Here is a 15,285-nt window from a genome sequence, read left to right as displayed (position 1 = left end):
CCTTTAAAAAGAACTTTAAAACACAAATATAAGAACTTAATTGCAGTATATTTTAAAACGTAAAAATAGAAAGCAGAACCAAAACAGAATGGAATTAAAATATTTGTCGAGTAATAAATTATTGAAAAGAGCTATCCCGTAGGGATTTAGTTCAACATTTTGCAAATTGCATTGCGGGGTTCGTGCGGTGCATTGTCTCCGCTCCTTTCTTGACCGTCATGTCCTACCGGACGCTGACGCTCTTCGAAATCCGCAACGACAACTTATAAGTGACTGTTAGCCAATGCCACCGCTCGATTGCATCGCTTAGTTATTTTTAAATTAAACCGATTAGGAAAAGCATTTGCACAAAATTCGAAAAAATCAAAAAGAGAGCCTGTTGTTTTATGTGCTGATAATGTTCAATGTGTTTGGCTGGGGGTTGATTATCTATCTCAAACTGGCTGATTCCCTGCATGGTTTTGGAATAGAGATTGGGAAAGCATTTGCGCGATAAATCACAGATTTTATCTCTAAAACATAGTTCAAACCCACTCCCCTATTTGTCAAAATGATCGTTGATCCTCTTTTTCTTTTTAAACCAGTAAAACAACGGAATTCCGGAAAGTGCTGTAAGAATGGCAATGGAAGATTCCCAGGGTCGCTCGAAATAGGCCAGCACCAAAATGGCCAGGTTAATTAAAATAAAAAAGATATGAACCACAGGATAACCCGGAAGTTTCAGTTTGCTTTCGCCCTTCATTCGCAGTTTGAAAACACCGAGAACTGCAATAATGGGAAAAATACCCAAAGAAAATCCCATGTAGGCAATTATCTGCTCGAAAGTGCCAGATAAAACCAACACAATGGCAATAGCGCTTTGCAAAAGCAACGCGTTTTGTGGCACCTTAAACCTGGGATGCACTTTTGATACCCATTTAAAAAAATACCCGTCGCGAGCCATGGAGAAATAAACCCGCGGCCCTAAAATTATAAATGCACTGAGCGAAGAAAACAAGGCAAAAGAGATGAGCAATGAAATTATCGTGCCGGCAAAATCGCCAAATGCCAGTCTTACAGCAACGCCTCCAATTTCGGGTTCTCCGGCCATTTTTGCAGGCGGAATAGCATACACAAAAAACAGATTCAGCAACAAATAAAGCAGCGTAACCATCGCCGTGGAAATAATCAGCGAACGGGGAATAACCTTTGATGGATTTTTAATTTCAGATCCGATATAGGTTGCCGAATTCCAGCCACTGTAGGCAAACATAATGAACATGAGGGACAAACCTACCGATTTCAGTTCAGTAAAATTAAAACTGAACCCCTGCCCCGATTTCGGAAATGCTTTCAGGTGTTCAAAATCGCCCTGGCCAAAAGCAAAACCGGCAATAATTAAACCTATCACAAGGGCAACTTTTAAAACAGTAAGCCCGTTTTGTATTCGCGCCCCCAATACCACACCCCGTGCGTGAAGCAACGAAAAAATAACAATTACCAAAACGGCAAGCAGACGGCTAAACATATCCGGGCTCATAATCTGGTCGAACAAAAACCACGACTGAAAGGAAGGAAATGCCCAGATGAAATAATTACTGAAACCGATGGCCGATGCTGCAATGGGAGCCGAAAACCCCACAATCAGGGAAAGCCAGCCGCTTAAAAAGCCCAACATCGGATGGAACAGTTTTGAAATAAAAGTGTATTCTCCTCCAGCTTCGGGAAAAGTAGCGCCCAGCTCCCCAAATGCCATTGCACCGCAAAGTGCAACAACACCTCCTACAAGCCAAAGCACCAGCATCAGTACCGGGTTTCCCAAAAAGTCCATTAAATAACCTGTTGTAGTAAAAATACCCGCTCCAATAATGTTGGCAACAACAATATTGGTAACCGGGAAAATTCCCAGTTTCCGCTCCAGGTTATCGTTTGAAAAGCTCAAAACTTATCTTACTTATCTGATTTTTTGCAACTGATGGAAATCCCTGACCGGCTGTTGGGAGCAAAGGTGGTTTCGTAATTATCGAGCCCCTCTACATATTCCAGGAACTCACGAATGCCGGAAACCTGCATGGCTGTGTTGTGGGCCGTAAAACAGCCGCCAACTTTCAGTTTCGGATCCAGGTCGATGAAATAATTTTTATACCAGTATTTGTCGGCGTCGTTAAACACAAAGTCGAATTTCCCCTGCAGCCGGGGCACAATTTTATGGGCATCGCCCAAACGTGCATCAATATAATCTTCCAACCCGGCTTTTTTAAAATTGGCTTTTGCCTTCAGGTAGCGCTCTTTATCAATTTCAATGGTAATAAGTTTGCCACCCGTTTTACTCAAAGCCCAGGCAATCCAAATAGCCGAATGGCCCGTGGATGTACCAATCTCTACTGCCCTTTTAAAATCGTTTTCCAAAACAAGATCATAAAGAATCCGGCCATCGGTGATTGACACGTTCATGTCGCGCCAGTTATTGGCATTCTCTTCTAAAAATGCTTTTACCCGTTTGTCGGTGCTGTTTTCAATCTCTGGATACTGTCCCTGCGCTTTGCAGCCCCAGAAAATCATCAAAAAAACAATGGCGGCACATTTTATTCTTTCCATATTTCTTTTTAAATGATAGTGCATAAAGATAAAAAAAATGAAGAAAACCCCTTATTTTTATATCCTGATAACAAAAGGTTTTGAATAAAAAATCCATTCAATACTTCCATATTAAACTCAGTTTTTCTATTTTGCGCTCCGGTTACACAAAATTTGATCTTTCCTTCTTCCTCAGGAGACAAAAACAGTATTGGATGAAGAAACCTATTTCGCTTATTCTTTTTATTTCAGTTTTACTGGCTTTAGTAGCTTTTAGCCAAAATCAGCTAACTTCGTCAACAAGCGAACAAAACATCGACGAAAAAATTGACACCTTCGGATATAAAGTTCAGCCTCCTCCGGAATCACTGGAAATTCAGGAAGTTGTCGATGATTATTCACAATGGTTAAGCGAAAAAATTCAAGTCTCGGAAACAGTTGGGGCGGCTGTAGCAATTATTTATAATGATCAGATTGCTTTTACAAAATGTTTCGGTGTAAAAAAAGCCGGCGAAAAGGATTCCATTGACGAACACACGGTATTTCGCCTGGCATCTGTTTCAAAAACAATTACCGGCGTACTGGCCGGAATCCTGGATAAAGAACAGGTTCTCAGCCTCGACGACAGGGTTATAGATTATATCCCGGGGTTCAGGTTGAAAAATCCGGTGAGCACCAAAAATCTCAAGGTGCGAAACCTACTGAGCCACACTTCAGGAATTGTGCCCCATGCTTACGACAACATGGTTGAAAGAAAAGTCCCGATGAAAGTCATCATGCAAAAATTAGCTGAAGTGGATGTTTCTGCTCAACCCGGACAACTGTACGGTTACCAGAATGTAATGTTCAGTTTAATTGATACTGTTTTACGCGCGAAAACATCAAAAACTTACAGCGAACTGCTTTATGAAAAAGTACTTGCCCCTTACGGGATGAAAGATGCTTCTACTGACTTTCTTTCGTTTAAAAATAATCCCAACAAAGCCTATCCCCACGCGAAAGGGAGAAGTGGCTACCGGGCGCAAGAACTAAACGACAGGTACTACAGCACAGCCCCGGCAGCGGGAGTGAATGCAAGCATTTCGGATATGTCGAACTTTTTAATGGCTTTGCTGAACGAGGATGATCCGGTTTTAACCGATGACATCCACCGCGCTGTATTTACCCCGCAGGTTGTTTCACACCTCTCTCGCAGGTATTTCAGAAACTGGAATAGAGTGGAATCGAAACACTATGGCATTGGCTGGCGGATTGTAGGTTACAAAGGCAGGAAAATAGCTTACCACGGAGGATACGTAAACGGTTACAAAGCTGAAATTGCTTTGTGTGAAAATGAAAAAACAGGCATTGTTTTTCTCACCAATTCACCCAACACCCTGGCAACCCAAACGGTTCCCCACTACCTCGATTTACTTTTCGAATTTCAGGATACACGGCGCATACTTACCGATGCCGAAGAAGCTGAAACAACGAACAAAAGTTAAATTCAATAGACAAAACTACTGCCTCCCAGAAATTCACGCAACAGCGATGTGGGAGGAATTTCGTTGTCATCAATCGGTTTAAAATACGACAGAAACTTAAGCAACCGCATGGCTTCCATGTATTCCGGCTGGTTTTCGAGAACTTGCTTCAGCAGGGGTTCAGCATATTTTTTCAACACTGCCAGTTCGTAAAGCGTGGCGGAATTAAACATCATATCGGCATTTTCCTGGTACGGAAAAATATTTTTCTCCTCGCCGCGCCGTACCGACGGCCAGCGTTTAATCGTTTCGGAAGCGCCGTAGCCGCGATATTTGCTGTCGCGAATAATTCGCCGGGTCAGCCTGTTATCGGAAGTAGAGATATGGGTGTGTTCATCGAACGAAATCTGGGTGAGTGCAGAAATAAAAATTTTAAAAGTATTCTTTTCCTGTACATCCGTCAGCAGCCGCGGGTTCATCCCGTGAATCCCTTCCACAATAAGAATATCACCATGTTTCAGCCGTAATTTATCGCCATTCAGGTAACGGCGGCCCCGGTGAAAATCGAATTTGGGCAGCTGAACTTCCTTTCCCCGGAAGAGTTCGAGAAGCTGTTCATTAAAAAAATCGATATCGATGGCATCGAGCGCTTCAAAATCGTAGTTGCCATGTTCGTCGCGAGGCGTGTGTTCGCGGTCAACAAAATAATTGTCGAGTGAAATCTGGTAGGGGTGCAAACCGTTCACGGCCAGTTGCACGCCAAGCCGTTTACTGAAAGTTGTTTTCCCCGAAGCCGACGGCCCGGCAACCAGAACCACTTTTATATCGCTGTTGCGCGAATGGATAATATTGGCTATTTCAGCAATTTTCTTTTCATGAAGCGCCTCGGCAATTTTAATGATATCGCCACCTTGCTTTTTCAGCGTGAATTCATTCAGGTTACTAATAGTGGAAACATTGAGCAGCTGCGCCCAGTCTTTATGTTCTTCGTAAATTTCAAACAATTTTTTTTGCTCCGGTGCCTCCATCAGCTTATCAAAATTATCGGGATCAGGAATTCGGAGCAGCAAGCCATCGAAATATTTTTCAAGGTTAAAATTTGAAATATAGCCGGTGGAAGGCAGCAAATGCCCGTAAAAATAGTTCCCTAAATTTCCAAGGAAATAGAGGCTGGTAAACAAATGCCCTTGCTGTTCAAAAAGCTGCGCTTTATCTTCCAGACCTTCCTGCATGAGGTGTTCCACAGTGTCTTCGGTCAGCAATCTGCGTTTAATAAAAGGAATTTCTTTGGCAATTATTTTCTTCATCTCCTCTTTCACCAACTCAATGTCATTGTTGGTAATTTCTCTTCCAAATCCTGTTAACTCACAAAAATAGCCATTGGAAATGCCTTTTTGAATGCGCAGCGAAACATGCGGATAAACCTCTTTTACAGCAGCATACAACACAAAAATCAGGCTGCGGATGTACATTCGGATACCGTCGGGATGCGACACATCGAAAAACTCAACCTGTTTAGGTTTTACCAGACAAAATGAAAGTTCCCTGACCTGATGGTTTACTATAGCCCCGCAAACCGTGTTTTTCATTTTAATATCCAGGTCGCGGCTTATTTCGAGAAGTGAAGTCCCCAACGGGTATGAATGTTTTGTTTTTGTGTTATGGCAGTAAATTTCAATATTCTTCATTGTCTGTAATATTTCTGATAAAAGTAATAAATGTATCAAACACTTGAAAGATGTCGGACTTGGAAAGTCCGACTCCCGGGAAAAGGAGTTTCCAACTCCTTTATGAGACTGTTCGTTAGTACCAGACAGTCAAAATTCAGTTTCAGGCATTTTTCAGCTCTTCTTTCAGGTATTTTGCCGTGTATGATTTTTTCACTTTGATGATTTCCTCAGGTGTTCCGGTGCATAAAATTTCACCTCCGTTTTTTCCTCCTTCGGGGCCCAAATCAATAATATGGTCGGCAACCTTAATCACATCCATATTGTGTTCAATCACAATCACGGTATTCCCCTTGTCAACCAGTTTATTCAGTACATCGAGCAGCACGCGGATGTCTTCGAAATGCAAGCCGGTGGTGGGTTCGTCAAGAATGTAAAGTGTTTTACCGGTATCGCGTTTGGCAAGTTCAGCAGCCAGTTTCACGCGCTGCGACTCACCTCCTGAAAGCGTGGTGGACGACTGCCCCAGTGTAATGTACCCCAGTCCAACCTCCTGGAGTGTTTTTAATTTTACCGAAATCGACGGAATGCTCTCAAAAAACTCAACGCCCTGGTTGATGGTCATCTCCAGCACATCGCTGATTGATTTTCCTTTGTATCGAACTTCCAGGGTTTCGCGGTTGTAGCGCTTCCCGTTGCATTTATCGCAGTGTACATACACATCGGGCAGGAAATTCATCTCTATGAGTTTTACTCCCCCGCCCTGACATTCTTCGCAGCGGCCGCCTTTCACATTGAACGAGAACCGGCCGGGCTTGTAGCCCCTGATTTTGGCCTCGGGCAGTTGCGCAAACAAGTTGCGGATATCGGAAAAAACACCGGTGTACGTCACCGGGTTCGAACGCGGGGTGCGGCCAATCGGCGACTGATCCACCCGGATTACTTTGTCAACCAGTTCCAATCCTTTTACCGATTTATACGGCAATGGATCCTGCACCGATTTGTAAAAATACTGACTTAGCAGCGGCTGCAGTGTGTCATTTATCAACGTTGATTTTCCGCTTCCTGAAACGCCGGTCACGCAAATGAGTTTTCCGAGGGGAATTTCAGCCGTCACATTTTTCAGGTTGTTTCCTTTGCAACCGGTTATTTTCAGCACTTCGCCACTCCCTTTCCGGCGATTTTCAGGAACGGCAATCTTTTTTTTGTTGTTCAGGTAATCTGCAGTGAGGGTCTTTGTTTTCAGCACTCCGGCGGGAGTGCCGGCAGCCACAACTTCCCCGCCATGTCGGCCGGCAAGCGGCCCCATATCAATGAGCCAGTCGGCATGGAGCATCGTTTCCTTGTCGTGTTCCACAACAATGATTGAATTCCCGTTATCGCGCAGCTGTTCCAGCGATTGCAGAAGTCTCATATTGTCGCGGTGGTGCAAACCAATGCTGGGTTCGTCAAGAATATAAAGCACGTTGACCAGTTGTGTTCCAATTTGTGTGGCCAGCCTTATGCGCTGCGATTCGCCGCCCGACAAACTCTGGGCAGGACGGTCGAGTGCCAGGTAGTTCAATCCCACTCCAAGCATGAAGCCCAGCCTGTCGCGAATTTCTTTTATAACCTCGGTTCCAATTTTACGCTGCTTTTCTGTCAATCTTTTTTCCAGGTCGTTGAACCAGTTTCCCAGTTCACTTAAATCCATATTGGCCAGTTCCGAAATGTTTTTCCCGTCGATTTTAAAATGCAGCGACTCTTTTTTCAACCGCTGCCCGTTACATTCCTGGCAAACCGTTGTCTTCACAAACTGGTTGGCCCATTTTTGTGCTCGTTTCGATGGATTGTCATCGCGCGAACTGTCGATGTATTTCACCACTCCGTCGTAACTCATCATATAGTTGAGGCTGCTTCCGAGCGGTGTGTTTTTAAGCTGAATACGCTCGTTGGTTCCGAACAAAACGGCATTCAAACCTTCTTCCGAAATATTTTTAACCGGGGTTTTCAGTGTAAACCCGTACTTTTCACCAAGGGCTTCAATCTGCCAAAAAATCAGGGAATTGCGGTAAGCTCCCAAAGGAGCTATGCCGCCTTTGGCGATGCTTTTATTTTTATCGGGAACGATTTTATCGAGGTCAATTTCAGTTACGCGGCCCAAACCGTTACACCTCGGGCATGCCCCCTGCGGCGAGTTGAACGAAAAATTGTGCGGGGCGGGTTCGGCATACGAAATTCCTGTGGAAGGGCACATCAGCAGCCGGCTGTAATATTTGGCTTCGTTGGTATCGTTATCGAGAATCATCAGGATGCCGCCGCCTTGTTTCATGGCAGTTTGCACGCTTTCCTTCAGCCTTTTTTCACTTCCTTCGTCAGCCACCAGCTTATCCACTACAATTTCAATAAAGTGGTTTTTGTAACGATCCACTTTGTGATTGTGCTTAATTTCGGTCACCTCACCATCAACACGCGCATACAAAAATCCCTTTCGCCTGATTTGTTCAAACAATTCGCGGTAATGGCCTTTTCGTCCTTTAACCACAGGAGCCAGAATATGAATCCGTTTCCCGGCAAAATCACTTTTAATCAACTGCAGGATTTTCTCTTCGGTGTATTTCACCATTTTTTCGCCGGTATTGTAGCTAAAAGCTTCACCGGCACGGGCAAACAACAACCGCAGGAAGTCGTAAATTTCAGTTACTGTGCCAACTGTGGAACGCGGGTTGCGGGTTGTTACTTTTTGCTCAATTGAAATTACAGGACTTAGCCCGGTAATTTTATCCACATCGGGCCGCTCGAGGTTGCCCAGAAAAGAGCGCGCGTAGGCCGAAAAAGTTTCAATATACCGACGCTGTCCTTCGGCATAAATGGTATCGAATGCCAGCGATGATTTCCCGCTGCCGCTCAAACCGGTAATTACGGTAAGTTTGTTGCGTGGAATTTCCACATCAATATTACGCAGGTTGTGAACACGTGCACCGTGCACTTCAATTTTTTCTTCGGGTTCCACCAACTCCTCAAGCACCTGTTCTTCAGTGTATTTTGTCTCTTGCATCCTGTTCTTTTCAACTAATTCAGTAGCGGAATTTTTATAGTGTATGTTTTTCCTGAAGTATTGGTCAGGTACGCCTGACGCAACCATGGATTAAAATCTTTCAGCAGTTTGTAATTGATGTCGTGGGCGTGTGCGAAATCTGCAAAATCGAGGACCGGCCCGGCAACTTCAATTTCCTTAGTCGGGATAACCGGATATTTATCTTCTTCAGGCACAATAAGATTATAAGCGGCAGGGTTTTCCAAAATTAATTTCAAAGCTGCTATCCGGAAAACGTATCTGCCAGTTTCAGTCACCAGGAGCAGGTTGTAATAATCATCTGCCTTTTGGCGTTCGAGCTGACGGTCAATTCCACGCATTCCGGCATTAAAAGATGCGGCCACCAGTGTCCAGCTTCCGTATTTTTCGTAAGCATCGAGCAGGTAATCGCAGGCCGCGTAAGTCGATTTTTCAACATGATAACGTTCATCCACTTCGTTGTTTACCTCCAATCCGTAATCACGGGCAGTGCCCTGCATGAGCTGCCAGAAACCAATGGCCCGCGCCGGCGAAACAGCACTGGGATTCAAGCCGCTCTCGGCCACGGCGAGGTATTTAAAATCGTCGGGGATGCCTTTTTCTTCAAGAATGGGTTCAATAACCGAAAAATAGCGGGGCGCCAGTTTTATTAAACGCAGGGTTTGCGAATGAAAATAGGAATTCACCAGCAATTCGCGATCGAGCGATTCACGAACATCGAAACGATGAAGTGGCATGGGCTCGCCAGCAAACGAAACCGAATCGGGAATGTTAATCGATTTGAATTTTGCCGTTCCCTCTGCGTTTACAACAGCCGGCTCAGTTGAGTTTGCCGAACCCGTTACTATAAAAACAATCACGCCCACGTTTACTGCCAAAACCAGTGTTACTATTATTCTCCACCCCTTATTCTGCATTATTATTTTTTGTTTTTAAAAATGCAAAATTACATTTTTAAACGTTGTATTACAACGAAATCGATGTGCAAATGTTTGGAATGGAAATCATCTCGCTGAAATATGATTAGGTCTTTAAGATGAAAGGGCCATTTTCAAATTCACTTCGTAAAACATTCGTACCTGTATCTTGAAACTTGCGTTGTCAGAGCGGTTGTGGCATCTGAAGTTGCTCTATTTAAACTGAAGTACAAAGAAAAAAAGGACAGCACCACTCATCGCGATGCCGTCCAATTAAATCGAATAGTTTGGTTAGAAAAATCAAATTGCATCCTCACTTTGAATGAGTGCATTGACTTACTGAACATTGTTTAATCGTCTTTCTCAACCGGAATAATCGTACTGGTTCAAAACTCATAATACAAACCGGTATAAACGCCCACGCGATAGGGCCTGAAATCCACTTCAGGGTTGCGGTTGATGGAATTCAGGTAGTAACTGAACCGCGGCTCCACAGCCAGCGAAAGATTTTTCCCTAAGGCGTAGTTCAGCCCAACGCCCACAGTTCCTGACACATTCACAGGGGAAATATCGCGGGTTTTGCCGATGTTTTGAACACCGTATTCATTATCGATGTAGGCATTGTTGCCAACCACAAGGCCTGCGTTTACACCGCCCACCAGTTCCACATCTATTTTACTTTCAAAAAGCAGATACCGCAGGTAAAGGGGAATCTCCACAAAGTCGAAAACCTGTGAAAGTTCGCCACTCGTCAGCAGCGAATTGGAGTAAGTACCAAAAGTTTCCAGATTGGCAGCTATTTCCGCGCCTTTGGGAACCCCTTCAAACTCAATTACTCCGGCGGTACTGTTCATGACCATCCGGTTATCGGCAAGGGTTACGGCGGTATTAAAATAATTTTTGTTGACCGGAGCCGATGCATAATCCAATTGAGCCCTGTTGCCAAAAAGTTGTGGCGAACTGCCGGTTTGCTGCCCGTTTTGCGCGTAATAAACACCGCTTTCAATGCTAATTCTCTTCCCGGTCTTATACTGTACAGAAATTCCTCCGCTAAGGTTGGCATTCCCGTTATCGGCTTCCCACGTCATGTTACTGGAGTAGGCCGAACCATGCCTGGCTGAGTATGACGAATAACCGGGAGAAACGTTCAGCCCAAACTTCCAGCCAGTGTTATCCCTGCGTGAACCGGAAAATTGTTGCTCATTTTCATGCACTACCGGCTGATCCAAGGTAAAAATTTGGTTGGCAGATACCATTTTACTTTTTACCGACAAACCAGTTGCCTGTTCTCCCTCCATCATTTTTATTTCACTGATTTCAATGGGTTGAATAAATTCCAAACCTGCCGAGGCAAGCATTCTGTTTTCCTCATCCATTTCTGAACCGGACGAGGTTTTTTCTGATGTTTGCAGTTCTGATTTCTGGCCTCTTGCATCGGCCAATAACCGTTCGGGTACAACCGGTTCCAAATCCATTTGTTCCTTATCTTTTTCAGGAACTTTATCGCCTTGTTCCCTGATATTCGATTTTTCTTCAGGGCTTACCTTTTCCGTTTCTGCCATTTGCGGAACTTGTTTTTCATCTGATTCATTGAAATACCAACCGGCTAAAAATGCAAGAACCAGCAGCGCAGCAACAGAAACCCAGCTGTAGAGAGCTATCCGTTTTTTCCGGCGCTGTGCTGCCAGCTGACCCTGTATGCTATCCCAGAGATAAGCTGGCGGCTCCGTTTTAAAACCTTCCAGTTTTTCACGGAATACGTTATCCATATTTTTATCCTCTTTCATTATGCAGTGTAATTTGCATTTGTTTTACGCTTTCCGTAAAGTTTTTCCACCTTACGTTTTAAAATATCCCTTGCCCGCGCAAGGTTCGATTTCGAAGTCCCCTCCGTAATCTTCATTGCTTCACCAATTTCCTGATGGCTCAATCCTTCCATTACAAAAAGGTTAAACACCATCCGGTAACGTGGTGGCAGTTCCTGGATTAAATTTATCAGTTCATCAGCCGAAATTTTTTCCAGAATATCGCCGTTAAACGATTGCGTTTCGTATTTACCAACATCTTCTACCGGGTACAAAATATGCTGCTTCCGGTATTTGCTGAGCGAAACATTCACCATAATCCGCCGGACCCAACCTTCAAAAGAACCTTCGTGCCTGAATTTTTTCAGGTTTGAAAACACATTCACAAACCCATCCTGCAAGTTGTCTTCGGCTTCGGTGCGGTCTTTTGCATACCGCAGGCACACACCGAACATTTTCGGTGCAAACATCCGGTAAAGCTTTTCCTGCGCACGCACATCACCCGAGGCACTTTTTGTTATAATGTCTTTTAAATCTTCCAAACCCAGCTTTAAATGTTCCTTCAAAAGTAAGGATAAATTTTGCCTTCAATTTTAAAATTCACCCTTAAACCAAGCCAATGTTCCGTAACATTATTTTTTTCGATTACGATGAAAACACTTGTTAGATGAAACAGGCTAAACAATGGTTGCGTGAAAAAATAAAAAAATAAGTAAAATTTTACGCAACCTTTTTCAATCAGACATCATCTTTGAACTGAAAGCTTTTTCTGTAAATAAATTTTGGCTATAAAAAAACAAAAAAACATGAAAACAATAATATTACTGTTGCTGGCTTTTGTACTGACTTCCATAAGTTCCTGCCAGAAAAACGACGTTCAGCCACCCAGTAACAACATCATCGATCTGGATGAAAAGTCGGCCCGACTGATTGAGGCCGACAATGAGTTCGGGCTGGAAATGTTTCAGAAAGTGCGGGAAGACAGCGACGAAGAAAACATTATGATTTCGCCGCTGAGCATTTCGGTAGCGCTGGGCATGGCGTATAACGGTGCCGATGGAGACACAAAAACCGAAATGGAAGAAGCGATGAAGCTGAACGGATTGACTGCCGATGAAATCAACGCTTCGTATAAAATGTTAATCGAGGCGCTGCAATCACTTGATGAGGATGTGAATTTTGAAATTGCCAATGCCATTTTTTATGCTGACATCATGGGGGTGAAACCTGCGTTTCTGGATGTAAACAAAAATGTTTATGACGCTGAGGTGGAACGCCTCGACTTTAATTCCCCCTCGTCAGTCAATACCATAAACAACTGGGTGGCAGGTAAAACCAATGATAAAATCACACAAATTATTGAACAGCTGAATCCGCTCGACCGGATGGTGCTTTTAAATGCGATTTATTTTAACGGTACCTGGTCAAACGAATTTGACGAAGAGGGCACGCACGAACTGGATTTCCACAAATCGGACGGCACAACAATTAAAGTTCCGATGATGAACAAGCTGGAAAAACTGGATTACACCGCCAACAGTTTATTCAAAGCCATTAAAATGCCTTACGGAAACGGGCAGTATAACATGGTTGTTTTTCTGCCCGAAACCGGGAGAAATTCGCAGGATGTAATCGGCGAATTGTCGGCAACGAAATGGGAAAAGTGGATGAATGAATTCGAAGAAACCGACCGCGTGGATATTACCATGCCAAGGTTCAAGTTTGCCTTTGAGGCCGGGTTAAACGACTTGCTGAAAAAAATGGGCATGCAAAAAGTATTTATCCCGGAAGTGGCCGATTTTTCAAAAATATCTGATGTCGAATTATACATCAGCGCGGTGAAACACAAATCGTTTATCGATGTGAATGAAACCGGCACCGAGGCAGCCGCTGTAACGTCCATCACGTTTACCACAACAAGTATTGGAAACGAGCCGCCAACCGTTCCGTTTTTTGTAAACAAACCGTTTGTGTTTGCGATTACCGAAAATGATACGGATGCGATTCTTTTTATCGGAGAAGTACAAAACCCGGAATACGATGAATAATAAAAACCGAAAGACTAAACCGGCAATTAACACGTTATAACTAAGAAAATTAGAAAACAATAAGCCATGAAACGATCCGTAGTGTTCTTGTCGTTAATTGCAGCCGTGATTATTGGTTGCCAGCAGAATAACGAGGTTACAACAATTCAGGAAACCGGGGTAGTTATTGACTACGCCGGGGCCGGAAACTGCAGTTTTGTAATTGAACTCGACAACGGAAACCGCATACAGCCGCTGTATTCACCCGATGATTTTAATTTTGCCCACGGCCAGCGTGTTCTGGTAGAATATTCAGAACTCGAAAATGTTATACCTACCTGCGACCTCGGAACCCCATCCGATGTTACTTATATTGAAGAACTGAGTTGCGCCCCCTGGGTGGATCTCTATTTTGAAAATTACGACAGCCTGGCTCGCGATCCCATTTTTCTGCACGAAGCTTTTGTTGACGGCGACTGCCTCCAGCTAAAAATATCGTACAGTGGTGGTTGCAAGGAGCATAACGTTGATTTGGCTTACATGCACCAGTGGAATCCGGGCGGCAACGATATTCCCACATTTGAAATCAGGCACGATGCCAACGGTGATGTTTGTGAAGCTTTGGTTACAAAAGATTTCAGGTTCGACTTAACCCCTCTGATAATTGAAGGTGAAAAAGAATTTGTACTTAAAGCCAGGTTAAACAGTGGTGAAGTGTACAACGAAATTTTTGAGATAAATTAAAAAACAGCATATCAGTTACTTTTGCTGTACTAGTTAGTTCTGTAAAAGCTGCCTGTCGGATGACGGGCAGCTTTTTGTATTTCAGAACCGGGTTCAATAAATTTATTGCTAATAATTTAACCGTCAAACGTGAATTTTATGCAGAACAAAACCTACAAAAAAACCGGCTGCACAATTACAACCGGGTTCCTGTTTTTTAATATCTCGTTTGGTTTAATACAAACTGTACGATAGCCCCACAGCAAAATTCATGGTAGTTTTTCCCAGTGTTTCATTGTATGGCCCAACATCCGGATCGTTAAACGTTACGGTTTGATCCTGGTAGAAAGTATTTGAGAAACCAGCGTCGAGCGTCAGTCCGTCGGCAATCAGCCATTCAATACCGGCACCGGCAGTAACCGATGGATTGCTGTAGCTGAAATCGCTCTGGTAACTGTCGGCAATGCCCATGTCTCCGTATAAACCGCCAACACTAAATGCAAAGTTACCGACAACGTTAAATTGCAGCCCAAGGCCAATTTCCATGCCGTTACGATCTATTTCGCGGGTACGGACCACATCATACCCGGCAGCATAATCTCTGGTGTTTGGCCCCCAATTAACCCCCTTATTAAAATACATGTTATAAGAAAGTTGTGCTTCAATCAAATCAGTATTGTATCCAACTCCTACTCCTAAAATAGCGGGGATACCACTATTAACTTCTTCACCAAACAAAACATTACTATAATTGTCATTTTCATTTGGATTATTTTTGAGTATTAGAGAAGTTTTCATTTCATATTTTAACCCAACTTGTTATCTTACTATCATAAAATTCTGTATTCCAGCCGGATGGATTTAAGATATTCATAATTCGGGTAACACAGATTTTTTCATATAGTAGGGTACGGTTTTATACCCCAGGGCTTCATAAATTTGTTTTGCCCCTACAGGGGGAACACTGCATTTTTTTATCCTGGTGGTTTCCCCTTTTTTGTTTTTTAATGTTGTTACCACCTCTTTTTGTGTGTTCATTATCCGTACAATATTTCGCCAGTCGTGGTGGATG

11 protein-coding genes and 1 pseudogene are annotated in these 15,285 nt (G+C 43.5%); 3 read left to right on the top strand and 9 right to left on the bottom strand.

Annotated features, from left to right (window positions below):
• Window positions 1-538: 538 nt before the first annotated feature.
• On the bottom strand, window positions 539-1,921 hold the full coding sequence (locus ACTCNA_RS15395; protein ID WP_462948822.1) for an APC family permease: 1,383 nt from the start codon (window positions 1,919-1,921) through the stop codon (window positions 539-541).
• Window positions 1,922-1,929: 8 nt separating this feature from the next.
• Window positions 1,930-2,577 (bottom strand): O-methyltransferase, encoded by a 648-nt coding sequence (locus tag ACTCNA_RS15390; RefSeq protein ID WP_462948821.1) that lies wholly within the window; start codon window positions 2,575-2,577, stop codon window positions 1,930-1,932.
• A gap of 194 nt (window positions 2,578-2,771) precedes the next feature.
• Here ACTCNA_RS15390 and ACTCNA_RS15385 point away from each other — a divergent pair, with 194 nt between their 5' ends.
• On the top strand, window positions 2,772-4,040 hold the full coding sequence (locus ACTCNA_RS15385; protein WP_462948820.1) for a serine hydrolase domain-containing protein: 1,269 nt from the start codon (window positions 2,772-2,774) through the stop codon (window positions 4,038-4,040).
• A 2-nt stretch (window positions 4,041-4,042) separates the two neighbouring features.
• On the opposite strand, the gene ACTCNA_RS15380 is transcribed toward ACTCNA_RS15385, so the two are convergent.
• The 5 genes from ACTCNA_RS15380 to ACTCNA_RS15360 all read right to left on the bottom strand — a co-directional run bounded on the left by ACTCNA_RS15380 (window position 4,043) and on the right by ACTCNA_RS15360 (window position 12,029).
• The gene (locus ACTCNA_RS15380) at window positions 4,043-5,707 is read right to left on the bottom strand and encodes a uridine kinase family protein (RefSeq protein WP_462948819.1); all 1,665 of its coding nucleotides are present in this window, start codon (window positions 5,705-5,707) and stop codon (window positions 4,043-4,045) included.
• A gap of 142 nt (window positions 5,708-5,849) precedes the next feature.
• Entirely contained in the window at window positions 5,850-8,723 is a 2,874-nt protein-coding gene (gene uvrA / locus ACTCNA_RS15375) for an excinuclease ABC subunit UvrA (RefSeq protein WP_462948818.1), read from the bottom strand.
• A 14-nt stretch (window positions 8,724-8,737) separates the two neighbouring features.
• The gene (locus tag ACTCNA_RS15370; protein ID WP_462948817.1) at window positions 8,738-9,658 is read right to left on the bottom strand and encodes a lytic transglycosylase domain-containing protein; all 921 of its coding nucleotides are present in this window, start codon (window positions 9,656-9,658) and stop codon (window positions 8,738-8,740) included.
• Between the two features lie 386 nt (window positions 9,659-10,044).
• Window positions 10,045-11,427 (bottom strand): porin family protein, encoded by a 1,383-nt coding sequence (locus ACTCNA_RS15365; RefSeq protein WP_462948816.1) that lies wholly within the window; start codon window positions 11,425-11,427, stop codon window positions 10,045-10,047.
• Window positions 11,428-11,444: 17 nt separating this feature from the next.
• Window positions 11,445-12,029 (bottom strand): RNA polymerase sigma factor, encoded by a 585-nt coding sequence (locus tag ACTCNA_RS15360; RefSeq protein ID WP_462948815.1) that lies wholly within the window; start codon window positions 12,027-12,029, stop codon window positions 11,445-11,447.
• A gap of 240 nt (window positions 12,030-12,269) precedes the next feature.
• Between ACTCNA_RS15360 and ACTCNA_RS15355 the strand changes: the two genes are divergently transcribed.
• Together ACTCNA_RS15355 and ACTCNA_RS15350 are read left to right on the top strand one after the other, a co-directional pair.
• The gene (locus ACTCNA_RS15355) at window positions 12,270-13,511 is read left to right on the top strand and encodes a serpin family protein (protein ID WP_462948814.1); all 1,242 of its coding nucleotides are present in this window, start codon (window positions 12,270-12,272) and stop codon (window positions 13,509-13,511) included.
• Between the two features lie 66 nt (window positions 13,512-13,577).
• A complete protein-coding gene (locus ACTCNA_RS15350) occupies window positions 13,578-14,234 on the top strand; it encodes a NigD1/NigD2 family lipoprotein (protein ID WP_462948813.1) in 657 nt (218 codons plus the stop codon).
• A gap of 213 nt (window positions 14,235-14,447) precedes the next feature.
• Here ACTCNA_RS15350 and ACTCNA_RS15345 read toward each other — a convergent pair whose 3' ends face one another.
• Together ACTCNA_RS15345 and ACTCNA_RS15340 are read right to left on the bottom strand one after the other, a co-directional pair.
• Window positions 14,448-15,011, bottom strand: a complete 564-nt coding sequence (locus ACTCNA_RS15345) for a hypothetical protein (protein WP_462948812.1) — start codon at window positions 15,009-15,011, stop codon at window positions 14,448-14,450.
• Between the two features lie 72 nt (window positions 15,012-15,083).
• Window positions 15,084-15,285 (bottom strand): annotated as a pseudogene (locus ACTCNA_RS15340) (IS1634 family transposase); the annotation flags it as partial.

The sequence above is a fragment of the Tangfeifania sp. genome (assembly GCF_055108615.1).
The sequence above is the reverse complement of the archived record's forward strand: the minus strand, read 5'-3'. Positions and strand labels throughout refer to the sequence as shown.